At 68.5% G+C, this 23,761-nt stretch carries 13 protein-coding genes and 1 pseudogene; 8 read left to right on the top strand and 6 right to left on the bottom strand.

Features of this window, described 5'->3' with window-relative positions; all coding sequences use genetic code 11:
- Window positions 1–121 precede the first annotated feature (121 nt).
- Complete coding sequence (locus ABZX79_RS25180; protein WP_355261870.1) at window positions 122–544, bottom strand: Hsp20/alpha crystallin family protein; 423 nt, start codon at window positions 542–544, stop codon at window positions 122–124.
- Window positions 545–685: 141 nt separating this feature from the next.
- Between ABZX79_RS25180 and ABZX79_RS25175 the strand changes: the two are divergent.
- From ABZX79_RS25175 to ABZX79_RS25160, 4 genes and pseudogenes are all read left to right on the top strand, one after another.
- Window positions 686–3,119 (top strand): annotated as a pseudogene (locus ABZX79_RS25175) (SpoIIE family protein phosphatase).
- Between the two features lie 193 nt (window positions 3,120–3,312).
- On the top strand, window positions 3,313–5,502 hold the full coding sequence (katG, locus tag ABZX79_RS25170) for a catalase/peroxidase HPI (protein ID WP_355261867.1): 2,190 nt from the start codon (window positions 3,313–3,315) through the stop codon (window positions 5,500–5,502).
- 300 nt (window positions 5,503–5,802) lie between these two features.
- The gene (locus tag ABZX79_RS25165) at window positions 5,803–7,872 is read left to right on the top strand and encodes a cellulase family glycosylhydrolase (RefSeq protein WP_355261864.1); all 2,070 of its coding nucleotides are present in this window, start codon (window positions 5,803–5,805) and stop codon (window positions 7,870–7,872) included.
- Between the two features lie 52 nt (window positions 7,873–7,924).
- Complete coding sequence (locus ABZX79_RS25160) at window positions 7,925–10,258, top strand: glycoside hydrolase family 9 protein (protein ID WP_355261861.1); 2,334 nt, start codon at window positions 7,925–7,927, stop codon at window positions 10,256–10,258.
- Window positions 10,259–10,311: 53 nt separating this feature from the next.
- Here ABZX79_RS25160 and ABZX79_RS25155 read toward each other — a convergent pair whose 3' ends face one another.
- Window positions 10,312–11,676, bottom strand: a complete 1,365-nt coding sequence (locus ABZX79_RS25155; RefSeq protein ID WP_355261859.1) for an ABC transporter ATP-binding protein — start codon at window positions 11,674–11,676, stop codon at window positions 10,312–10,314.
- Window positions 11,677–12,008: 332 nt separating this feature from the next.
- Here ABZX79_RS25155 and ABZX79_RS25150 point away from each other — a divergent pair, with 332 nt between their 5' ends.
- Complete coding sequence (locus ABZX79_RS25150; protein WP_355261890.1) at window positions 12,009–14,600, top strand: glycoside hydrolase family 9 protein; 2,592 nt, start codon at window positions 12,009–12,011, stop codon at window positions 14,598–14,600.
- Window positions 14,601–14,658: 58 nt separating this feature from the next.
- Here the strand turns inward: ABZX79_RS25150 and ABZX79_RS25145 are convergent, their stop codons facing one another.
- From ABZX79_RS25145 to ABZX79_RS25130, 4 genes are all read right to left on the bottom strand, one after another.
- Window positions 14,659–15,135 (bottom strand): (2Fe-2S)-binding protein, encoded by a 477-nt coding sequence (locus ABZX79_RS25145; RefSeq protein WP_355261856.1) that lies wholly within the window; start codon window positions 15,133–15,135, stop codon window positions 14,659–14,661.
- Window positions 15,136–15,153: 18 nt separating this feature from the next.
- On the bottom strand, window positions 15,154–17,496 hold the full coding sequence (locus tag ABZX79_RS25140) for a molybdopterin cofactor-binding domain-containing protein (protein ID WP_355261854.1): 2,343 nt from the start codon (window positions 17,494–17,496) through the stop codon (window positions 15,154–15,156).
- Between the two features lie 115 nt (window positions 17,497–17,611).
- A complete protein-coding gene (locus ABZX79_RS25135; RefSeq protein ID WP_355261852.1) occupies window positions 17,612–18,835 on the bottom strand; it encodes an oxygenase MpaB family protein in 1,224 nt (407 codons plus the stop codon).
- Window positions 18,836–18,919: 84 nt separating this feature from the next.
- The gene (locus tag ABZX79_RS25130; protein ID WP_355261849.1) at window positions 18,920–20,149 is read right to left on the bottom strand and encodes an oxygenase MpaB family protein; all 1,230 of its coding nucleotides are present in this window, start codon (window positions 20,147–20,149) and stop codon (window positions 18,920–18,922) included.
- A 161-nt stretch (window positions 20,150–20,310) separates the two neighbouring features.
- Here ABZX79_RS25130 and ABZX79_RS25125 point away from each other — a divergent pair, with 161 nt between their 5' ends.
- The 3 genes from ABZX79_RS25125 to ABZX79_RS25115 all read left to right on the top strand — a co-directional run bounded on the left by ABZX79_RS25125 (window position 20,311) and on the right by ABZX79_RS25115 (window position 23,714).
- Window positions 20,311–20,994, top strand: a complete 684-nt coding sequence (locus ABZX79_RS25125) for a helix-turn-helix domain-containing protein (RefSeq protein WP_355261847.1) — start codon at window positions 20,311–20,313, stop codon at window positions 20,992–20,994.
- A gap of 223 nt (window positions 20,995–21,217) precedes the next feature.
- The gene (locus tag ABZX79_RS25120) at window positions 21,218–23,053 is read left to right on the top strand and encodes an AMP-dependent synthetase/ligase (RefSeq protein WP_355261844.1); all 1,836 of its coding nucleotides are present in this window, start codon (window positions 21,218–21,220) and stop codon (window positions 23,051–23,053) included.
- A 40-nt stretch (window positions 23,054–23,093) separates the two neighbouring features.
- Window positions 23,094–23,714, top strand: coding sequence for a helix-turn-helix domain-containing protein (locus tag ABZX79_RS25115; protein ID WP_355261841.1), 621 nt, complete (start codon window positions 23,094–23,096; stop codon window positions 23,712–23,714).
- Window positions 23,715–23,761 lie beyond the last annotated feature (47 nt).

Below are 23,761 nucleotides of genomic sequence, written 5' to 3'. Positions count from 1 at the left end.
GTCATCGGGACCAGGGGCAGGTGAGTGCGTAAGCGGAACCGGGCCGGTGGAACCATCCCTGGGCGGTGCTCGCCCAGGGCCGCGGCGGTCGCCTGAGACCGCTCCGGGCTGTCGCGTCGGGTCAGCCGCTGATCTGCTTGTGGGCGTCCCCGGCGCTGACGGAGATCTTGCGGGGCTTGGCCTGCTCGGCGACCGGGATCGTCAGGCGCAGCACGCCGGCGTCGTATGAGGCGTCGATGTGCTCGGTGTCCAGGGTTTCGCCGAGGAACAGCTGGCGGCTGAAGGAGCCGGTCGGCCGCTCGGCGACGATGACCTCGGTGTTCTCGGGTGCGCTGGGCCCGCGTTCGGCCTTGACCGTCAGCACGTTGCGTTCGACGTCGAGGTCGATGCTCTCAGGATCGATGCCGGGAAGGTCGAGCTCGACCGTGAAGGTGTCGCCTTCACGGAAGGCGTCCATGGGCATGGCCGCAGGGTGCGCTGCGGTGCCGAGGAGCTGCTGGGTCAGCCGGTCCAGCTCCCGGAACGGGTCGGTTCGCATCAGCATCGTCCTCACTCCCTCCCTCAGGATGCGTTCCATATGACCTCAATTCCTTATATAACGCCGAGGAGAAAAGTTGACAAGACCCCGCGCAACGGTGGAGACGGCCCTGCGGGGGTCTGAGACGGCAGTCCGACCACAAGGGCTATGACGGTGGGCGCGCCCGTGACGATGTTCAGCGAGAGTCCGGAAGACCCGTTCGCTCTGCGCCGGGTGGCGTCGGTGGTGCTGAACAATCGCGGCCGGGTGGTCGGCTGGAGTGAGCGGGCCGAGGAGTTGCTCGGTTATCCGGTCGGGGAGGTGATCGGCCGGCCCGCGCTTGAGTTCCTGGTCGACCCCGGCGACCGGCCGGTCGTCAGCGACGTCGCGGCGCAGTGCGTGAGGGCACGGGGCTGGTTCGGGGTGGTGCCCCTCCGGCATCGCGGCGGGCACCGGGTGGAACTGGGGCTCAGGGCGCGCGTGGTCACGAGGGCCGACTCGGAGCAGGAATGGTTCCTGGTCGGTGCGCCGGCGGATGAGGTCACCCGGTGGGAGCTGGACCGTGCGGTCCTGGACGGGATGTTCCGCCGGTCCCCGATCGGTCTTGTCGTCCACAGCCCGGACCTGAGGGTCGTGCGGGTCAATCGGGCCATCGCACGGGTGAGCGGGCTGCCGACCGAGCGGCATGTGGGCCTTCGCAGCGCCGACATGCTGGTCAGCGAGGACGCCCAGGTGGTGGAGAGCCGGCTGCGCCGGGTCCTGGAGACAGGACGGCCCGAGATCTTCACCGAACAGTCCTCCCGTCTGCGGCGGGATCCACACCGCGAGCTGGTGGTGTCCGCCTCGTCGTTCCGGATGGAGGACTCCACCGGCCGGGTGATCGGGGTCACCGAGCTGATCGAGGACGTCACCGACCGCCACCGCGCCCGGCGCAGGCTTGCCCTGCTCAACGAAGCCAGTGCCCGCATCGGGACGACGCTCGACGTGGGGCAGACCGCCCGCGAACTGGCCGATGTGGCCGTGCCCGACCTCGCCGATCACGTGTCGGTGGACCTGCTGGAGCCGGTGCCCCGCGGCGAGGACCCGCCGCAGGAGACGACGGGGCCGGTTTCCCGGATGGCTGTACGGAGCGTGTCGGTTCAAGAAGCGCAGTTGATGCATCCGGTCGGCGAATTGATTCACCTCCGTCCGGAGGCACCGCAAGCCAGGTGCCTGGCCGAGCGGCGACCGGTGCTCGAACCGGCTGCCGGCGTCTCCTCCGCGTGGTACTCGCTGGAACCTCCACGCGCCGCGGGCGCCGTCGACCTGGACGTCCACTCGCTCATGGTGGTACCGCTCGCGGCACGCGGCCAGGTGCTGGGCGTGGTCAGTCTGTGGCGGTCGCGGCGCCCGGAACCGTTCGAGGAGGACGACCTCACGCTGGCCCAGGAGTTCGCCTCCCGCGCCGCCGTCACCATCGACAACGCCCGCCGCTACACCCAGCAGCAACAGGCCGCGCTCACGCTGCAACGCAGCCTGCTTCCGCGTGACGTACCCGAACACCCCGCCATCGAGGTCGCCCACCGCTACCTGCCGGCCAGTGCCGCCTCAGGCCTCGGAGGGGACTGGTTCGACGTCATCCCCCTCTCCGGGACCCGAGTCGCCCTCGTCGTGGGCGACGTCGTAGGCCACGGGATCCACGCTGCGGCCACGATGGGCCGGCTGCGCACCGCCGTGCACACTCTGGCCAGCCTCGACCTCGAACCGGACGAGGTCCTCTCCCGACTGGACGACCTGGTCAGCCTCCTGGCCGCAGAGGAGGAGGCCGTCAGCGGCGACCTGCCGCAGACCGAGCAGGTCGTCGGCGCGACCTGCCTGTACGCGGTGTACGACCCGATCTCCCGGCGCTGCGCCGTCGCGTGTGCCGGGCATCTTCCGCCGGCGGTGGCGACCCCGGAGGGACGGGTGAGCCTGCTCGACATGCCTGTCGGGCCGCCGCTCGGTCTCGGCGGACTGCCGTTCGAGATGAGCGAGTTGGAGCTCGCCGAGGGCAGCCTGCTCGCCCTCTACACCAACGGGCTCATCGAGACGCGGCACGGTGACATCGACGTACCACTGGCTCGCCTGCGCGCAACGCTGACCCGGCCCGCGCACGTTGGAGCAGACGTGCCAGGCGGTGTTGGATTCAGTGCTGACCGGCCACCCCACCGATGACGTCGCGCTGCTCATCGCCCGTACCCGTGTACTGCCACCCGAGAAGGTCGCGACCTGGGAGCTGCCCGCGGAAGCCACCACGGCTGCCCGGGCGAGGGCGCTGACGAGGGCCAAGCTGGCCGAGTGGGGGCTGGGGGAACTGACGTTCACCACCGAGTTGGTCGCGAGCGAGCTGGTCACCAACGCCTACCGGTACGCCGGCGGACCGGTGGTGCTGCGGCTCATCCATGACGAGAACCTGATGTGTGAGGTCTCCGACACGAGCAGCACTTCCCCCCACCTGCGCCGGGCTCGCAGCACCGACGAGGGTGGGCGCGGCCTTTTCCTGGTGGCCCAGTTCACCGAGCGCTGGGGCACCCGCTATACGCGGGACGGTAAGACGGTGTGGACGGAGCAGACACTGAGCTGAGGGTGTCTTGGCGCTCGCTGTCGACACGACCTTGGAATCGGACTCCGACACAGGCTTGATTGCCGGTGCCGTGCGTGAGGATAGGTAGTGCGCGTTACGAAGCGCGGGGCGCGGTACTCAACACTTGCAAACCGACGAACGTCAAGAGTAAGCAGCAAGCAGAAGGAACACCGACACAGGAAGAAGGACGGACGTGTCCGGCAGCGAAAGCGAGAACCCAGCAATCCCTTCCCCGACCCCTACGCCGACTCGGCCCAGGACGAACAGGGACTGGTGGCCGAATCAGCTGGACCTTCAGGTTCTCCACCAGCACTCTCCCCGGTCCAATCCGATGGGCGAGGACTTCGACTACGCAGAGGAGTTCGAGACCCTCGACCTCGACGCGCTGAAGCGGGACGTCTTCGAGGTGATGACGACGTCGCAGGACTGGTGGCCTGCCGACTACGGCCACTACGGGCCGCTTTTCATCCGGATGAGCTGGCATGCCGCGGGTACGTACCGCATTGCCGACGGCCGGGGTGGTGGCGGCAGCGGCGCTCAGCGCTTCGCCCCCCTCAACAGCTGGCCGGACAACGCGAGCCTCGACAAGGCGCGCCGTTTGCTCTGGCCGGTCAAGCAGAAGTACGGCCGGAAAATCTCCTGGGCCGATCTTCTGGTCTTCGCCGGAAACTGTGCCATGGAATCGATGGGCTTCAAGACATTCGGGTTCGGCTTCGGGCGAGAGGACATCTGGGAACCCGAGGAGATCTTCTGGGGGCCCGAGGACACATGGCTCGGAGATGAGCGCTACAGCGGCGACAGGGAACTCGCCGGTCCTTTCGGCGCCGTGCAGATGGGACTGATCTACGTCAATCCGGAGGGGCCCAACGGCAACCCGGATCCGACGGCTGCCGCCAGGGACATTCGCGAGACGTTCCGGCGTATGGCGATGAATGACGAGGAGACGGTCGCGCTCATCGTCGGCGGCCACACGTTCGGCAAGTGTCATGGTGCGGTCGATCCCTCGTACATCGGTCCGGAACCCGAGGCCTGCCCCATCGAGCAGCAAGGCCTCGGCTGGAGGAACACGTACGGCACCGGCAAGGGCGCCGACGCGCTCACCAGTGGGCTCGAGGGCGCATGGACCTCCGAGCCGACGAAGTGGGACAACGGGTACCTGGACAACCTGTACAGGTACGACTGGGAGCTGACGACGAGCCCCGCCGGTGCGAAGCAGTGGACGCCCACGGATCCCTCGGCCAAGGGAACTGTGCCCGACGCTCATGATCCGTCGAAGCGGCACGCTCCCATGATGCTGACGACGGACCTCGCGCTGAAGGTGGACCCGATCTACGGGCCGATCACGAAGAGGTTCCACGAGAACCCGGACGAGCTCGCGGTGGCGTTCGCCAAGGCCTGGTACAAGCTGTTGCACCGCGACATGGGACCCCTGTCGCGTTACCTGGGGCCGTGGATCGCCGAGCCGCAGCTGTGGCAGGACCCCGTTCCCGAGGTCGATCACGAGCTGGTCGCGGACGAGGACATCGCTGCCCTCAAGGGCAGGATTCTCACCTCTGGCTTGTCCATCCCCCAGCTGGTCACCACCGCTTGGGCGTCGGCGGCAAGTTTCCGTGGCACCGACAAGCGCGGCGGGGCCAATGGGGCTCGCATCCGACTCGCGCCGCAAAAGGACTGGGAGGTCAATGACCTGCCGGCGGTGACCGAGACCGTGCAGACCCTCGACCGGATCAGGCAGGACTTCAACCGCTCACAGGCCGGCGGAAAGAAGGTTTCGCTCGCCGACCTGATCGTCCTGGGCGGGTGCGCGGCCGTCGAGCAAGCCGCGAAGAACGCTGGGCACGACGTCACGGTCCCGTTCGCACCGGGGCGAACGGACGCCTCGCAGGAGCAGACCGACGTGGAGGCGTTCGCCGTGCTCGAACCCAGGGCGGACGGGTTCCGCAACTACCTCCGGGAGGGAGAGAAGCTGTCACCGGAGACTCTCCTGCTGGACCGCGCCAACCTGTTGATGCTGACCGCCCCTGAGATGACGGTTCTGATCGGCGGCATGCGGGCCCTGAACACCGGCTTCGCGGGGTCCCCGCACGGCGTCTTCACGCACCGGCCCGAGACACTGACCAACGACTTCTTCGTCAACCTGCTCGACATGGGCACGGAGTGGAAGGCGTCGGCCTCGGCCGAGAACGTATTCGAAGGTCGGGATCGCGCCACGGGCAAGGCCAAGTGGACGGCCACCGCGGTCGACCTCGTCTTCGGTTCGAACTCCCAGCTCCGAGCCGTCTCGGAGGTCTACGCGTCCCAGGACGCGGGAGAGAAGTTCGTGCGTGACTTCGTGGCAGCGTGGAACAAGGTCATGAACCTCGACCGGTTCGACCTCGCCTGAGCCCGATGTCCGGGTCGGCCGCTCACCGGCCGGCCCGGACACCCCCGGGAGGACCTTCGCAGCGCGCAGGCTGCCGCAATGGCACGGGAGCGCTCCCAAATAACCCGTGCAACATGCCCTTGCCAAGGCACCAAGACGCCCCTACAGTCCCAGCCGAATGGAGATGGGAGCGCTCCCAAGAGGGCTCCCGGGTTGAACCCGCCACCGGCTGAAGGGCAGCGTCCAATGAGACCGTTACGAAGAGGAAGACGGCGTCTGCGAACGCTGGTTGCCGCGGTAGTCACCGCAGGACTCATATCGGTGGGCGGCCTCGCCGGCGGAACGACGGCCCAGGCCGCCCCAGTGGTGGAAGACGCCGCGAGCGGCGCCGCCGCGGCCGGTGACGACTGGCTTCACACCAAGGGCAACAAGATCGTCGACGCGAACGGTGACGAGGTCTGGCTCACCGGCGCCAACTGGTTCGGCTTCAACGCCTCCGAGCGGGTCTTCCACGGACTGTGGTCCGGCAACATCACCGGCATCACCAAATCGATGGCCGACCGCGGCATCAACATGGTCCGGGTGCCGATCTCGACGCAACTCCTCCTGGAGTGGAAGAACGGCCAGGCGACCGTCCCGTCCGGCGTCAACAACCATGCCAACCCCGAGATCGCCGGCAAGACCTCACTGGAGGTCTTCGACTTCTGGCTGCGCCTGTGCGAGCAGTACGGCATCAAGGTGATGCTCGATGTGCACAGCGCGGAGGCCGACAACTCCGGTCACAACTACCCGGTGTGGTGGAAGGGCGCCATCACGTCCGAGCAGTTCTACGCCGCGTGGGAATGGGTGACAGCCCGCTACAAGGCCGACGACACCCTCGTCGCCATGGACATCAAGAACGAGCCCCACGGCAAGGCGAACGAAGCCACCCGCGCCAAATGGGACGGCTCCACCGACCAGGACAACTTCAAGTACGCCTGCGAGACAGCGGGCAAGCGGATCCTCGCCATCAACCCGAACGTCCTGGTGCTGTGCGAAGGCATCGAGGTGTACCCCAAGGCCGGTGTGAGCTGGACCTCCACCACCCCGGCCGACTACTACTCCACCTGGTGGGGCGGCAACCTGCGTGGCGTACGCGACCACCCGGTCGACCTCGGCGCCAACAGCGACCAGCTCGTGTACTCCCCGCACGACTACGGCCCGCTCGTGTACGCCCAGCCCTGGTTCACCGGCACCTGGGACCGCACGACCCTCGAACGCGACGTCTGGGATCCCAACTGGCTCTACCTGCACAAGGAGAACAAGTCGCCGCTCCTCATCGGTGAATGGGGCGGCTTCCTCGACGGCGGACCGAACGAGAAGTGGATGAAGGCGCTGCGCGATCTCATCGTGGAGAACCGCATGCACCAGACCTTCTGGTGCATGAACCCCAACTCCGGTGACACGGGCGGCCTGCTGCTCGGCGACTGGAAGTCGTGGGACGAGCAGAAGTACGCCCTGCTGAAGCCCGCCCTGTGGCAGCACGGCGGCAAGTTCGTCAGCCTCGACCACGAGGTCCCGCTCGGCGGCACCGGGAGCACCACGGGCATCAGCCTGACCGACGTGTACGGAGGCGGGGAGCCCGACCCGACCGACACCACCGCACCCACCGTGCCGGCCGGGCTCAACTCCACCGCCACGACGGCGAACAGCGTGTCCCTGTCGTGGTCGGCTTCGACGGACAACGTGCGCGTGAGCGGTTACGACGTCTACCGGGGCACGGCCAAGGTGAACGCCGCCCCCGTGACCGGCACGTCGTTCACCGACACGGGCCTGACCCCCTCGACCGCGTACAGCTACACCGTGCGGGCACGGGACGCGGCGGGCAACGTGTCGGCGCCGTCGGCGGCGTTGAGCGTGACGACCCGGGCCCAAGACGGTGGTGGCGGCGGTCCATCGGGCGCGGTGAAGGTCCGGTACAAGAACAATGACAGCTCCGCCACGGACAACGCCATCCGCCCGGGGCTCCAGGTCGCCAACACCGGATCCACCTCCCTCGACCTGAGCACGGTGTCGGTTCGCTACTACTTCACACGGGACGGCGGGTCGCCCTCCGTCAGCGCGTGGTGCGACTACGCGGCGGTCGGGTGCGCGCAGGTGAAACTGAAGGTCGTCCCACTGACCACACCGCTCACGGGCGCGGACGCCTACCTGGAGGTGACGTTCGCCGGCGGCTCCCTCGCGGCGGGCAAGGACACCGGTGACATCCAGCTCCGGATGAGCAAGTCGGACTGGTCGAACTTCAACGAGGCCAACGACTACAGCCGTTCGACGGCGACCGCGTACGCCGATGCCCCCGCCGTCCCCGCGTACACCGGCACCACCCTGGCCTGGGGCGCACCGCCCGCCTGACCGGTCACGCCGCCCCCTCTCATCGACGTACGGAAGGACCATTCCGTTGCGCGTGCCTACCTGGCTGAACCCCCGAAGAACCCGGCGCCGTACCACAGCTTCAGCGGTCGCGGCCACGGTCGCCGCCGGTCTCCTCGTCCCCCTGTCGCTGTCGGCCCCGGCCTCCGCCGCGCCCGCCTTCAACTACGGCGAGGCGCTCCAGAAGTCCGTCTCGTTCTACGAGGCGCAGCAGTCCGGCAAGCTTCCCGACACCAACCGCGTCGACTGGCGCGGCGACTCCGGCCTGAACGACGGCAAGGACGCCGGCCTCGACCTCACCGGCGGGTGGTACGACGCCGGTGACCACGTCAAGTTCGGTCTGCCGATGGCGTTCTCCGCGACCATGCTGGCCTGGGGCGGAGTGGAGGAGAAGGCGGCGTACACCTCCTCCGGGCAGTTGCCGCACCTGAAGAGCAATCTCCGTTTCGTCAACGACTACTTCCTCAAGGCACACCCCTCCCCGAATGTGCTGTACGGGCAGGTGGGGAACGGCGCCGACGACCACAAGTGGTGGGGCCCGGCCGAGGTGATGCCGATGGCACGGCCCGCCTACAAGATCGACGCGTCCTGTCCCGGCTCCGACCTCGCCGGCCAGACCGCCGCCGCCATGGCGTCCTCGTCGATGGTGTTCGCCGACAGTGACCCGGCGTACGCCGCGAAGCTCGTGACGCACGCCAAGCAGTTGTACGCCTTCGCCGACACCTACCGCGGCAAGTACAGCGACTGCATCACCGACGCGAAGTCGTACTACAACTCCTGGAGCGGCTACCACGACGAGCTGGTGTGGGGCGCCATCTGGCTCCACAAGGCCACCGGCGACGCGGCCTACCTGGCCAAGGCCGAGTCGTACTACGACAACCTCTCCACCGAGCCGCAGACCACCACCCGCTCCTACCGCTGGACGCTGTCCTGGGACGACAGCTCCTACGGGGCGTACGTCATGCTGGCGCAGCTCACCGGCAAGCAGAAGTACGTCGACGACGCCAACCGCTGGCTCGACTGGTGGACGGTCGGCGTCAACGGTCAGCGGGTGCGGTACTCGCCCGGGGGGCAGGCCGTTCTCGACAGTTGGGGCTCACTGCGGTACGCCGCCAACACCGCCTTCGCGGCACTCCAGTATTCCGACTGGCTGACCGGCGACAGCGAGCGCAAGAGCCGCTACCACGACTTCGCGGTACGGCAGATCAACTACGCGCTCGGCGACAACCCGCGCAAGGCCAGCTACGTCGTCGGCTTCGGCGTCAATCCGCCGACCAAGCCGCACCACCGGACCGCCCACGGCTCGTGGACGGACCAGATCAACAGCCCGGTCGAGAGCAGGCACACGTTGTACGGCGCGCTGGTCGGGGGGCCGAGCGCGCCGGACGACACGTACACCGACGACCGGTCGAACTATGTGAACAACGAGGTGGCTACGGACTACAACGCGGCCTTCACCGGGGCGCTGGCCCGGTTGTACGGGGAGTACGGCGGCAGCCCGCTCGCCGACTTCCCGAGGCCGGAGCAGCCGGACGGACCCGAGATCTCCGTACAGGCGTCGGTGAACGCCACCGGGCCGGGCTTCACGGAGATCAAGGCGTATCTGGTCAACAAGTCGGCCTGGCCGGCGAGGGCGCTGACCGACGCCTCGCTGCGCTACTACTTCACCCTGGAGCCGGGCGTCACCCCGGACCAGATCAGCTACACCACCAACTACAACCAGTGCGGCAAGGTCAGAGGGCCCACGCAGTACAAGAACGACGTCTACTACGTGACTGTGGACTGCTCGGACGCGACGATCGCCCCGGCGGGGCAGTCGGCGTATCGCAAGGAGGTGCAGTTCCGGATCAGTTCGGCGGGGGCCTGGAACCCGGCGAACGACTGGTCGTACCCCTCGTCGGCGACGACACCCGGCACCACCCCGGTGGACGCGCCGAACATCGTGCTGATGGAGGGCTCGGCGAAGCAGTGGGGTGCCACGCCTGACGGTACGGCGCCGACCCCGACTCCCACCCCGACCCCGACACCTACGCCCACACCTACCCCACCGCCCCCGGGTTCGTGCGCGGTCACCTACAAGGTCACAGCCTCGTGGGGCGGTGGATTCACCACCGACCTCGCGGTGAAGAACACCGGCACCACCGCGATCGACGGCTGGAAGCTCGGCTTCGCCTTCAAGGGCACCGAGAAGGTCACCAGCGCCTGGAACGCGACCGTCTCCCAGAGCGGCGCCGAAGTGACCGCCACCAACGTCGGCCACAACGCCGCCATTGCGGCGGGCGCCGCTGTGTCCTTCGGATTCCAGGGCTCCGGTGCGCCTGCCGGCGCGCCCACGGGCTTCACACTGAACGGGAAGGACTGCGCCTGACCGAGGACGCTCCGCCGCTGCCCCACGCAGGGGGCAGCGGCGTCGCGACGGCCTCAGAGAGGTGAGACGTCGAGGCCGGGCAGGTCGGCCGGTGCCGGGCAGATCCTGCGGCCGTAGTGGTCGAAGACGTACAGATGCGCCAGGTCGACGAGGAGCGGAACCTGCGTGCCGGTCCGCAGCCGCATGTCCGGGCCCGTACGGACGACAAGGTCGCTCGCCCCGAGCGTGGGGCGCTGCGAGTCGTACGCGGTGCCCCCGGGCGGCGCCGCGAGGTCCGGCTCGTCGAGGACCACGACCGGCCCCGCGATGTGCTGAGCCGCCCGCTCCCTCAGCCGGGACAGCATGCCCGGCGCCGGAGTGCCCCAGCGGCGACGTACGGCCGGTTGCGGCCGAGGCGACTCCAGATCCGGTACGACGGCGGGATGGGAGCCGGTGTTGAGGTGTACGAGTGCCTCGTGCCCCTGGTACTCCATGTGCTCGACCAGCCCGCTGATCGCGACCTCACCGGGGCGGGCCTCACTGGGCGTGGCGATCCGTACGGCCTCCGAGCGCAGCCCGACGACGAGCCGTTTGCCCTGCTGGATGCGGAGCAACTGGTGGTCGGGGCTGAGGGGCTCGGGAAGGCGCAGCCGCTGCGCGCCGAGAGCGATCGACATCGCGCCCTCCAGCGGCGCGTGCACGACGGCCTGGAGGAGGTTGATGCGCGGGGTGCCGATGAACGCGGCGACGAAGATGTTCTCCGGGAGCCCGTAGGCGTCCCGGGGGCGGCTGAGCTGCTGGAGCACGCCGCCGCGCATGACCGCGACCCGGTCGCCGAGCGACATCGCCTCGGACTGATCGTGCGTGACGTACACGGTTGTCACCCCCAGTTCGCGGGTGAGGTGCGCGATCTCGGAGCGCAGATGGCTACGCAGTTTCGCGTCGAGATTGGACAGCGGCTCGTCCATCAGGAAGACGGAGGGCCGCCGGGAGATGGCCCGTCCCATGGCGACGCGCTGGCGCTCACCGCCGGAGAGCTGCGCGGGGTAGCGGTCGAGGATGTCCTCGATGCCGAGCTTCCGGGCGGTGGCCTCGACGCGTGGGCCGGGGTCCTCTCCGGGGGCCTCGAAACGCAAGGGGAAGCCGATGTTGTCGCGGCTGGTCATGTTCGGATAGAGGGCGAAGTTCTGGAAGACCATGGCCATGCCGCGCTGCCCCGGCGGCAGGTGATTGGCGTACTCACCGTCGAGGTACAGATCGCCCGCGGTGATGTCCTCAAGTCCGGCGATCATGCGAAGGACAGTTGATTTTCCGCATCCGGAAGGGCCGAGCAGCACTAGGAACTCGCCGGGGGCGATGTCGAGGGAGACGCGGTCGACGGCGCGAACAGCCCGGTCGTACGTCTTGGAAACGCTGTGCAGGGAGATTGAGCCAGACATGTGGTTCCGCCCAGGGCAAATCAGCGCGACGGCTGCGGCCAGAAGTGACAACTGGGCACGCAACGTAGCCGGTTACTGACGAGTCGGGAATGGTCTGGACCGAAAGATTCACGTCCGACGTCTTGACGCGGCATCTGCGACCTCGGACATTGGGAGCGCTCCCAAAACCACTCCCACCGCACGCGTGACTCCCCATGTCTCAGGCACCGCGCACCTCCCTACTCCCCGCTGGAGGACCCGGCGTGTCGCATCATCCGCCTCCCCTTTCCCGTACGACTCGGCGTCGCAGACGCTCGGCGCCGGGTGTCGCCGCCCTGGCCGCTCTCGGCGGCCTGCTGGTCGGCGCCGTGGCCGCCTCACCCGCCACAGCTCTACCCGCAGTCGCACCCGCAGCCGCCGCCGAACCGGCCGACGAAGCGCCCGAACTCATCACCAACGGCGACTTCTCCCAAGGCACCGCCTCCTGGTGGTGGACCGACAACAGTCCCGCCGCGGTCGTGGACGGCCGCCTGTGCGCCGATGTCCCGGCAGGCACAGCCAACCCGTGGGACGCCATCATCGGGCAGAACGCGCTCGCTCTCGCCGCCGGCGAGGGATACACGCTCAGCTATACGGCGACCTCGACGGTGCCCCTCACCATCCGTACCAACGTGCAGCTGGGGGCCGATCCCTGGACCACGGAACTCTCCGCGGCGCAGCAGGTCGGGGAGAGCGCCGAGCGCGTCAGCCACACCTTCACGGCGGCGGCTGACCACGACGCCGCGCAGCTCGTCTTCCAACTCGGGGGCAGTGAAAAGGCGTTCACCTTCTGCCTCGACGACGTTTCGCTGCGTGGCGGCACCGCACCGCCCCCGTACGAACCGGACACCGGCTCTCCCGTCCGCGTCAACCAGGTCGGCTACCTCACCCACGGCCCGAAGAGCGGCACGTACGTCACTGAGGCGACCGAGCCACTTCCCTGGACGCTCAACGCCGCCGACGGGACCCGGCGGGCCAGTGGCACGACCACCCCGGCAGGCGTCGACACCACCTCACGGCAGAACGTCCACACCTTCGACTTCGGCACAGTCACCACCGCCGGACAGGGCTACACCGTCACGGTCGCGGGGGACAAGAGTGAGCCGTTCGCCATCGGCGACGACCTCTACGCGTCGCTGCGCACCGACGCGCTCGCGTACTTCTACCACAACCGCAGCGGCATCGAGATCGACGCGGACCTCGTCGGGGAGGAGTACGCCCGCCCGGCCGGCCACGTCAACGTGAGCCCCAACCAAGGCGACAACGACGTGCCGTGCCAGCCGGGTGTGTGCGACTACCGCCTCGACGCGGCCGGCGGCTGGTACGACGCCGGTGACCACGGCAAGTACGTCGTCAACGGTGGCATATCCGTGGCCCAGTTGATGTCCGCCTTCGAACGGACCCTGACCGAGGAGAACGCCGACGCCGCACCCCTCGCCGACGGCGAACTTCCGCTGCCGGAGCACGGCAACGCCACCCCCGACATCCTCGACGAGGCCCGCTGGGAGATGGACTTCCTCATGCGCATGCAGGTCCCGGCGGGCGAGCCGCTGGCCGGTATGGCGCACCACAAGCTGCACGACAAGGCATGGACCGGCCTGCCGACCCGGCCCGACCGTGACCCCCAGCCCCGCGAACTGCATCCGCCGTCCACCGCGGCCACCCTCAACCTGGCGGCCACCGCCGCCCAGTGCGCCCGCCTCTTCGCGCCGTACGACGCCGCCTTCGCGTCCCGCTGCGACAAGGCGGCCCGTACCGCCTGGAACGCGGCGAAGGCACACCCGGACATCCTGGCCGATCCCAACGACGGCACGGGCGGCGGCGCGTACTCCGACACCGACGTACGGGACGAGTTCTACTGGGCGGCGGCGGAACTGTTCATCACCACCGGGCAGGACGCCTACCGTCAGGCACTTCTCGGCTCACCGCTGCACGGCGACACCGACGCCCTCTTCCCGCGCGGCGGCATGTCGTGGCAATCAACGGCGGGCCTGGGCGCGCTGGACCTGGCGACCGTGCCCAACCGGCTCTCCGCCGACCAGCTCAAGGCGGTGCGCGCCGCGGTGACGCGAGCGGCGGACGGTTACGCGGCCGACTCCGACAAGGCCGCGTACGGCATTCCGTACGCCCCCTCCGACGGCCACTACGTGTGGGGCTCGAACGGCCAGGTCGCCAACAACATGGTGGTCCTGGGCACAGCGCACGACCTGACCGGCAAGGCCGCCTACCGGGACGCCGTGCTGCGCGGGCTGGACTACCTCCTGGGCCGCAACCCGCTCAACACGTCGTACGTCACCGGCTACGGTGAGCGGGACGCGCGCAACCAGCACCACCGGTTCTGGGCCCACCAGCTCGATCCGTCCCTGCCGAACCCCGCGCCCGGCTCCCTCGCCGGCGGACCGAACGACGCCATCCAGGACCCGCTGGCACAGAGCAAGCTGAAGGGGTGCGCCCCGGCGATGTGCTACATCGACCACATCGAATCGTGGGCGACGAACGAGGTCACCATCAACTGGAACGCCCCCATGGCCTGGATCGCCGGTTACGCCGACGACCTGGGCGGCGGCGAGACCCGGACGGCTACCTGCGAGGTCGCGTACACCTCACAGCGGTGGGACGGCGGCTTCACCACCCAGGTCGTACTGAAGAACACCGGCACCCGGGCGCTCAGCCCCTGGCAGCTCACGTGGTCGTTCGCCGACACTCAGCGGGTGACCGACACCTGGGGAGCCACCATTTCCCAGACCGGCCCTGCCGTCGTGGCCAAGTCGCTGAGCTGGAACGCGAGCCTGCCGCCCGGCGGAACCGCGCGCTTCGGCTTCAACGGAAAGTCGACCGGCCAGGTGAACGACCCCCGGGTCTTCAGGCTGAACGGTCGGCCCTGCGGGGTGACGCCGGTCCGCTGAGCGCGTCATGAAGGGCGTCTGACGGGCATATGCCCAGGTCAGACGCCCTTCATGCGCCTCACATGTGCTCCGCGCCCGCCTTGATCGCTGCGCGGATGCGGACGTACGTGCCGCAGCGGCAGATGTTGCGTATCCCGTCCAGGTCGTCGTCGGTGATCCGGCGGCCTTCCTCCTTGACGCGGCGGACCAGGGCGACGGCGGCCATGATCTGGCCGGGCTGGCAGTAGCCGCACTGGGCCACGTCTTGGTCGAGCCAAGCCTGCTGCATCGGGTGCAGTCCGGCGCCGACGGTGGCCGCAAGCCCTTCGATCGTGGTGACTTCGTCGGTCGGCCGCAGGTCCTTGACGGGGATCGCGCAGGGGTTGGCGGCCTTGCCGTTGAGGTGGCTGGTGCAGGCTTTGCACACGTTGATGCCGCAGCCGTACTTCGGTCCGGTGATGCCGAGGATGTCGCGCAGCACCCACAGCAGTCGCTCGTCATCGGCGGCATCGACGGTGACCTGTTCGCCGTTGACGCGGAAGGTGTGTTCAGGCACGGGGGCCGGCTCCTGTCTTCAACGGACGTGTTCCAGGCCGTCGGTGGGGGACGCGGGGATCGGAGGAACGGTGGGTTTGGGGCTGAAGGAGAGGGTGCTGTGGTTGATGGGGAAGCTTGTCGGCATGGTGCCAGTGGCCCGGCCGTAGGCGCAGGCGACCGCGGCCATCGACGCGGCGACGCCGAGTTCTCCCGCACCTCCGGGTTCCCCGGTGGTCGTCGGCATGACGATGATCTCCAGCTCAGGTGGTGTGTTCCACTGCCGGGTGTAGAAGTAGTTGTCCCAGCTGGCCTCGAGGAAGTACCCGTCGCGCAGGTGCAGGCCGGCGGTCAGCGTCTGGGCGATCCCGTCCATGAGGCAGCCCATCATCTGGGCCTCCAAGCCGCGGGGGTTGACGGCCAGGCCGACGTCCACGGCGATGACGGCCTTGGTGACACGTGGCCCGGCCACGCCGTCGCGGATGGGGCGGTTGACTGTCTCGGGCCGGCAGTCGATCTCCACGAGCACCGCGCTGACCGCGTGGTACTCGGAGTGGAAGGCGATGCCCTGCGCGGTGCCGTCCGGCATGGCGCGGCCCCAGTTTCCGGCCTCGGCGACCTTGTCAAGCGCCGCCCGGGAGCGGTCGTCGCGGAGGAAGTCGTGCCGGAACCGGTAGGGGTCCTTGCCCATCTTCGACGCGAGCCGGTCGACGATCAGCTCCCGTGCGCAGGTGACGTCGGGGGAGTAGACGCCCCGCATACTGCCGGTGTTGAAGCTCTTGTCGGTTTCGGCGAGCAGTCGGCTGTGGGCGCCGAAGTGGTAGGGCATCGACTGGGAGAGCTGGAAGAACGTCTCGGAGAAGCCGATGTCGCCCACCGGAAGTTTCGCGGCCAGGGCGGTGAAGACTTCGCCGAGCCCATGGCCGAGGTCGGTGGCCACGCTGGTGTGCCGTTGCTTGTAGCTGAGCACTGAATCGCCGAGGTAGGCGGCGCGCACCCGGGAGATGGCCATGGGGTGGGTGCGCCCCTGGCGGGAGTCGTCGGCCCGGTGCCACATGAGTTTGACGGGTTTGCCGATTTCCCGTGATATCTCGGCGGCTTCCAGTGCGGCGTCGTGGAACAGCTTGCGCCCGAAGGAGCCGCCGCCTTCGGTGACATGCACGGTGACTGCGTGGAGCGGCAGCCCGAGCTTGGCGGCGATGGCCTGTTGGGCGACGATCGGTGCCTTGAGGCCCGACCAGATCTCCGCGCGGTCGGACCGCACGTCGGCGATGGCGCAGTTGGTCTCCAGGGCGCTGTTGCTGCGGAAGTGGAAGGTGAAGGAGGCCTCCACCGACGGAGTCACCGGGGGAAGCCCGAGCGACAGTTCGGCTGCGCGCAACTGCTTCCGTACGGACTCGTCGGACTTCCCCTCCGCGCTGCCGGGTTTCCAGGACACCTTTAGGGCGCGCACGGCGTCGATGCACTGGCCGAATGTCTGAGCGCGCACGGCAACGCCGGTGGAGATCACCGCGACATCGGTGATGCCGGGCATGGCGCGGACCTGGGCGAGGTTGGTGACGGAGCCGACCTTGCCGTTGATGGTCGGCGGACGGCAGACCATGGTCGGCCTGGCGTCGGGGACATTGAGGTCCATCGCGAACTTCTTGCGACCGGTGACGGCGTCGAGCGCGTCGATACGGCTGCGTGGCGTGCCGATGACGGTGAAGTCCCGGCGCTCCTTGAGGTCCACGGACACGTGCCGCGACTCGACACTCGCGGCCTTCTCGGCGAGAGCACCGATGCCGATGCTCCCGCCCACGAGGTCGGTGACGACGCCGGCCTTCAAGGTGAGGTCGGTGACCGCCGCGCCGAGCTCGATCGCCGCTGCGTCGAGGAGGCGGCCCCGGGCGACGGCGGCGGCGACCCGGACCGGGGTGAAGGTCGAGATCGTCGTGTTCGAAGCACCGGTGAGCTGATTGAACACCAGCTCGGGCCGCGCGTCGGCCGGCGTGACCCGCACCTTGTCGAGCGGTACGTCCATCTCCTCGGCGATCAGCATGGCTGTCGACGTGGTGATGCCTTGCCCGACCTCGGCTCTAGGCATCGCGAACGAAACGGTGCCGTCCGTGTGGACCACGACCTTGATCAGGTTCGAGGTCGGCAGAGCCGCCGCGGTCATCACGTCGTTGAGGTCGACCAGCTCGGTGATGTCCGCCGACGGGATCCCGGCCGCCGCGGTCCCGGCTGTGGCCTTCGGCGCCCGGCCGATTTCGGCGGCGGTCACCAGCGTTGGAGCGGCCAGCACGTAGCCGAGGAACCGGCGCCGGCCGATGCCGGGTGCAGGGGACTCGGACCGAGTCGTACGAGCAGGGGGCCGAGCCGGACGGTCATCTCTGGTCATCGACGACGCCCTTCACCCATCGCTCCACACGGCACCATCTCGTCTTCATCCGTTCTCCTGCGGCTCGCTGTCGTACGTGCGCGTGACCCGGGCTCTTCCCCGGCGCGGCCGGAGGTCAGGCGGGACGGTTCGCGTCGGGGATCTCAATGTTGATGGGTTTGCCCTCGGACAGGAAGAGCAGGACGAACCTGCGGATGGCTTCCTCCATGGTCCAGGCGGCTTCCGGGACCAGCGGCAGTGGAATCAGGCCCTCGCGGAAGGCTACAAGGAGTGGCCAGGCGTTCCTGATCACCGGCTCCCAGAAGGGCTCCTCGGACAGTCCGATCAGGTCGCCGACCCGGTCACCGAGTGTGTACCGGGAGAACGCACTGACCAGGGGGCGGCTCAGACCGCCGTCGATCTCGGCGACGATGTCGAGGAGCATTTCGGTCAGCTTGACGCCTTCGGTGGTGCGGCCCAGGGCCGGGTCGAGGAGTTGCTTGGACTGGGCGTTGGCCGCATCCCAGGTCGCGGGGACGTACTCGTCGCGGACGCCGAGCATGTGCGCGGTCACTTGCCACACATGCAGATACGCCGCCGACTCGGCGGACGAGATCCGTACCTTCCATTCGAGCATCTTGCGCATGACGAAGGTGGGCAGGCTGTGCCAGGTGACCAGGATGTCCGCCTGGCTGATCGGGATCTTCTGGCCGCCGCTGGTCTGGGACCAGCCGGGGGACTTCGGCAGCAGATGCCGTACGGCCGCGTGGACGAGGCGGGTCTTCACCGCGGTCACGACCATCGAGCCCTGGGGCTGATACGCGTCCAGATCCCCCACGTCGTACCCGAGCTTCGCGGTCTTGGCGATACGGTCCTTCATGTCCGCACCGCCCTTTGAGTAGTAGACGGCGCGCGCCTCCCGGGGGATGGCGGTGCTCATCAGACCGCTGCCGAGGCCGTACAGGGCGCCGACGTAGATCCCCTTGGTCTTGTTGAACTGGGCGGCTCTGTCGAGCTTGGTCTGGTCGGCCCAGGAGGGCAGTTGGCGCGCCTTTTCCATGAACTGCCGGAGGTCCTGGGGCAGTCCGCCGGGGAGTGGCTGGTCGTTGCGGGTCCAGGTCCGCAGCAGCTCGTTGACTTTGGGTACGTCGCCCCGCTCGATCACGGCGGAGAGGACCCGGTCGGCCTCGTCGTCCCACACCCAGTTGGGGTCGCTGCCCGTCCCCGCGCCGGCCACCGAGCCGCCGGACGCCCATGTCCAGGCCGTCTGGGCGCGGGCCGGCGAGGCTACACCGAGTAACCCGAGTGCTCCCAGACTCCCGCTCGCGAGCAGCATCTTGCGCCTGCTGAGTTCGTCCATGCCCTGAACCCTCCTTGAGTTCTGCCGATGGAAAACGAATTGCAGAGTGCGAAAGAATTACCGACGTATTCCGCGCGGCCGGGGTCAGGCCGGACGGTTGGTGTCGGGAATCTCTATGTGAACCTCGCGCCCCTTGGAGAGGTAGAACAAGATGTACTGGCGGGCCGCTTCGTCGATCGTCCAGGCGATCTGCGGGACCAGCGGCAGCTTGATCAGGCCCTCGCGGTACGCCACGAGCTTCGGCCAGACGGTCCTGACCGCCGTCTCCCAGAACGGCGCTCGGGGAATGCCGTCCCAGTCGGCCACCTGGTCGCCCACCAGGTAGCGGGCGAACGCGTTGACCAAAGGGCGGTCGAGGCCGCCGGGACTGGTCTGCTCTGCTAGCTGGCGCAGCAGGATGTCGGTCAGCTTGACGCCTTCGGGCGTGGGGCCCAGGACCGGGTCGAGGAGTTGCTTGGACTGGGCGTTGGCCGCATCCCAGGTCGCTGGGATGTACTCGTCGCGGATGCCGAGCAGGTGCGCGGTCACCTGCCAGAGATGCAGATACGCCGCTGAGTCGGCGGAGCTGATCGGGACGTCCCATTCGAGCATCTTGCGCATGGCGAAGGTGGGGAGGGTGTGCCAGGTGACCAGCATGTCCGCCTGGCTGATCGGGATCTTCTGGCCGCCGCTGGTCCCGGACCAGCCCGGCGACTTCGGCAGCAGGTGCCGTACGGCCGCGTGGACGAGTCGGGTCTTCACGGCTTCCACGACGACGCTGCCGTCCGGCTGATACGCGTTGAGGTCCCCGACCGCGAAGCCGAGCTTGCTGGTCTTGGCGACGCGGTCCTCCATGTCGGCGCCGCCCTTGGAGTAGTAGACGGCTCGGGCCTCCCGGGGGATGGCGGTGCTCAGCATGCCGCCACCGATTCCGTTGAGCACGTTGAGGTAGAAGCCCCTGGTTTCGTTGAACTGGGCGGCTCTGTCGAGCTTGTTCTGGTCGGCCCAGGAGGGCAGTTGGCGCGCCTTTTCCATGAACTGCCGGAGGTCCTGGGGCAGTCCGCCGGGGAGTGGCTGGTCGTTGCGGGTCCAGGTCCGCAGCAGCTCGTTGACTTTGGGTACGTCGCCCCGCTCGATCACGGCGGAGAGGACCCGGTCGGCCTCGTCGTCCCACACCCCGTTGGGGTCGCTGCCCGTCCCCGCGCCGGCCACCGAGCCGCCGGACGCCCATGTCCAGGCCGTCTGGGCGCGGGCCGGCGAGGCTACACCGAGTAACCCGAGTGCTCCCAGAGTCCCGCCCGCGAGCAGCATCTTGCGCCTGCTCAGTTCGTCCATGCTTGAACGCCTCCTTGAGTCGCCGAAGTCTGCCCTGCCTGATACTCTGATACAGATGTTGTATCTGCGTATCTCCAGCGAAACGTAATCCGAATCCGAGCGCAAGACTTGAGGGTCAACTTCTTTGTAACCGCCGGTAGTGTGTGCCAAGAAAGGCGACCGTGGAACCTGTGTTTTCCTTCGCTGCCACGCCCCACGACTCGGATTCCGTGCTGGAGCGTGCGTTCGCCGAGGCCGCCGAGCGCGTCGACGCCAACGACGAGATCACCACGCGCGTGCTCGACGCCGCTTTCGAGCAGTTCCGCCGCATGGGCATGCGGCGCTCCACCATGGAGGACGTCGCCCGCCGGGCAGGGGTCTCCCGGATCACGGTCTACCGCCGGTTCGCGTCCAAGGACGCGCTGATCGAGCAGGTCGTCCGGCGCGAGTTCCGGCGGTACTTCGACCAGTTCAGCGTCGACGTCCAGGAGGCCGAGACCGTCGCCGACCGTGTGGTCCTCGGGTTCGTGAGCTCCCTGCGGACCATCCGCCGCAACCCCCTCATCGGTGGCCTGCTGGCTGCCGAACCGGATGCGGTCGCGCCGTCCATGGCCGGCGACGAGGGCCGCACCCTGGAGGTCGTACGGCACTTCGTCGCGGGCCGACTGCGCCTGGAGCAGCAGGCGGGGAACGTCGCCCGCGACGTGGAGGTGGACGTCGTGGCCGAGATGATGGTCCGGGTTTCCGCGTCCTTCCTGGTCATCCCCAGTCAGATCATCGACATCGACGACGAGGAGCAGTTGCGCGCGGTGGCCCGGCGATTCCTCGTCCCGATGCTCGAGCCACCGCGCCCCGCTCACTCGTAGCGCTTCCCCTTCTCCACCCGGGTGAAGGGCGCCTATTGGCATGATGTCAATAGTGCGCGAAGGCTATATCGCGCCCAACTATGGTCCGTGGTAAGCATGTTGTTGTATCGCGGGGTGTCTTAGCTCTCCTTCTGCGCGGTCCATTGACACTGAGCCAACAGCGCGTCCATCGTGAAGGCCGCTCAACGAGTCCGCCCAAGGTGTGTGAGGGAGGGAGCCCGCCGTGGCCACAGCAGAGCCGCTGCGCCAGTCCGTCGATGAGCTGACGATCACCCGTTTGCTCCGTCGTAACGCTCGGCACTACGCCGACCTGCCCGCGCTCACCTCGGGGATCGGTCCCGACACGACGACGCTGTCCTGGTCACGGCTGCGCGGCGAGGTCGCCGCCGTCACCCGGGGCCTGGCCGCGCTCGGCCTGAGCCGTGGTGACCGGATGCTCATCGCGATGTCCAAGCGACCGGAACACTGGATCACCGACCTGGCCGCCGTTCACCTCGGGGCTCTGCCCTGCAGCGTGTACGACACGTTGAGCACCGAGCAGATCCGCTTCGTGGCCCGGCACAGCGCGGCCACCGTCCTCGTCCTGGAAAACGCGGAACAGCTGCAGCGCTGGCAGCCGGTCCTCAAGGACCTGCCGGACCTGAGGGCCGTCGTCATCATCGACCCGTACGCCGTCCCCGACCCGTACGTCGCCCCGCCCGGCGACCTGGCGCTCACCCCCTACGCGGACCTGCGCGGCCGAACGTCGGCTGACGACGCCACGTTCGAGATCCTCACGGACGCGGCCACCGCCGACCAACCGCTGACCGTGGTCTACACCTCGGGCACCACCGGCGAGCCCAAAGGTGTGGTGCTCTCCCACCGCAACGCGATCCACGAGTCGCTGATGCAGGATCAGCTCGCCCCTGTCCCACCGCATCCGAGGACGGTGGCGTACCTGCCGATGGCGCACATCGCCGAGCGGGTGCTCGGGATCTACATGCCGATCTGCAACGCCGGCCACGTCACGATCTGTCCGGACCTGGCCCAACTCCTGCCGACACTGCGCGCGGTGCGGCCGCACGGCTTCTTCGGTGTCCCGCGCGTGTGGGAGAAGCTCGCCGCCGGACTGCGGGGGAAGCTCGCCGCGCTCCCCGAAGAGCAGTCCGCGCGGATCACGGAGGCGCAGCGGGTCAATGTCGACGTGTTCCGGTTGCGGTCCGCCGGCAAGGAGGTCCCGCCCGGATTGACGGCACAGGCGGAGCGGCTCGACGCGCAGGTGCTGCGGCCGATGCGGGCCGCCCTCGGTTTGGACGACTGCCACCGGGCCTTCAGCGGAGCGGCCCCGATCGCCACCGCCGTCCTGGAGTTCATGGCGGGCACGGGGCTCCCCGTGTACGAGGTGTGGGGCCTGAGCGAGACCACCGGAGCGGCAACGGTCAGCACACCCGAGGCATTCGCCCTCGGAGCGGTAGGACGCCCCGGACCGGGCATCGAGGTCAAGGCCGCCGACGACGGGGAGCTGTTCGTACGCGGCCCCGTGGTCTTCCCCGGCTACCTCACGGCCGACGGCGGCATCGAAACGGCCACCGACGGGAGCGGCTGGCTGCCCACCGGCGACGTCGGCACGGTCGACGAGCGGGGCCTCGTGCACATCACGGACCGCAAGAAGGAGATCATCATCACCAGTGGGGGCAAGAACATCGCCCCGACGAGGATCGAGTCCCTGCTGCGTGCGCACCCCCTCGTCGGCCAGGCCGTCGCGATCGGCGACCGGCGTCCGTACGTCACCGCGTTGCTCGTACTCGACGAGGAGGCGTCCCCCCTGTGGGCAGGGGCGAACGGAATCGCCACCGCCGACCTGGGAGAACTTTCGCGCCACCCCGACGTGCTCGCGGCCCTCGACCAGGCGGTCGCCGAGGCGAACGCCGTCCTCTCCCGCGCGGAGCAGGTGAAGAAGTACGAGGTGCTCGGCGGGCCCTGGACCCCGCAGTCCGGGGAGCTGACCCCGAAGCTGAGTCTGCGGCGGAAGGTCATCCACGCCCGGTACGCCGCGACGATCGAGTCGATGTACACATAGGTCCGTCGTGAACCACAGGACAACGAGAAGGACCGACGGTATGACCGGTCAGCGCCAGACACAGCGACGCAGGATGGAGCCGGACGCGAGACGCGCCGAGATCCTCACCGTCGCACGCAGGCTCTTCGGGGCGAACGGCTACACCACGGTGTCCGTCTCGGACATCGCCGCCGAGGCCGGCGTGGCCCGCGCGCTGATCAACCACTACTTCGGCGGCAAGCGCGAGCTCTACCTGGAGGTGGTGCGGCAGATGATGGTCGTACCGGCCTCCGTATCCCAGCGGCTGCCCCCGACGACCGCCGAGGAGCGCCTGTCCATCTGCGTCGACCGATGGCTCGAAGTCGTCGAGCGGAACCGGGAGATGTGGCTGTCCGCGATCGGCCTGGAAGCCCTCGGCAACGACCCGGACATCGACCGGATCATGCTCGAGGCGGACGAGATCGCGACCGACCGCATCCTCGAGGCCGCGATGATGACCGACGTCACCGAGGGGCGGACCAAGCTCCGGGCGATGATCCGCGCCCACAGCGCCATGCTCAAGGCCGCCTCCCGGGAATGGCTGGTACGCGGCACGCTCAGCCGCAGCGACCTGCACGTGATCCTCACCCGCACCGTGCTCCACCTGCTCCACACCGTTTTCCCCGCCGTACGGGACGACTAGCACAGCGCGACTCACACTGCTTCCCACCGCTTCACGGAGGAACGCAC

Source organism: Streptomyces sp. NPDC002994, from assembly GCF_040611155.1.
GTDB lineage: Bacteria > Actinomycetota > Actinomycetes > Streptomycetales > Streptomycetaceae > Streptomyces.
This window is presented reverse-complemented; position numbering and strand designations above follow the sequence as displayed.